Origin of the sequence: Burkholderia sp. IT-111MI5 (assembly GCF_949752865.1) — a bacterium.
Classification (GTDB): Bacteria; Pseudomonadota; Gammaproteobacteria; order Burkholderiales; family Burkholderiaceae; genus Burkholderia; species Burkholderia pyrrocinia_C.
Genome location: NZ_CATKIF010000065.1, coordinates 1 through 227, shown reverse-complemented (window position 1 = coordinate 227; position 227 = coordinate 1). Strand labels below are relative to the sequence as shown.

The 227-nt window shown below is 63.4% G+C and carries 1 protein-coding gene; it reads right to left on the bottom strand.

What is annotated here, in order from left to right; all coding sequences use genetic code 11:
- Nucleotides 1-227, bottom strand: a 227-nt coding sequence (locus ACM6JT_RS29385) for an aminotransferase class III-fold pyridoxal phosphate-dependent enzyme (RefSeq protein WP_414857778.1), incomplete at both ends; no start/stop codon positions are given.

The window sequence follows — 227 nt, the reverse complement described above, 5'->3', positions numbered from 1 at the left end:
ACGGTGTCGTTGCCTTCCGAGCCGCTGTTGCAGTAGAAGAAGTGGTTGAAGCCGGCGGGCGTCACTTCCGCGAGCATCGCGGAAAGCTCGATCACCGGCGGGTGCGTCGTCTTGAAGAAGGTGTTGTAGAACGGCAGTTCCTGCAGCTGGCGATACGCGGCGTCGGCGAGTTCCTTGCGGCCGTAGCCGACGTTCACGCACCAGAGGCCGGCCATCCCGTCGATGAC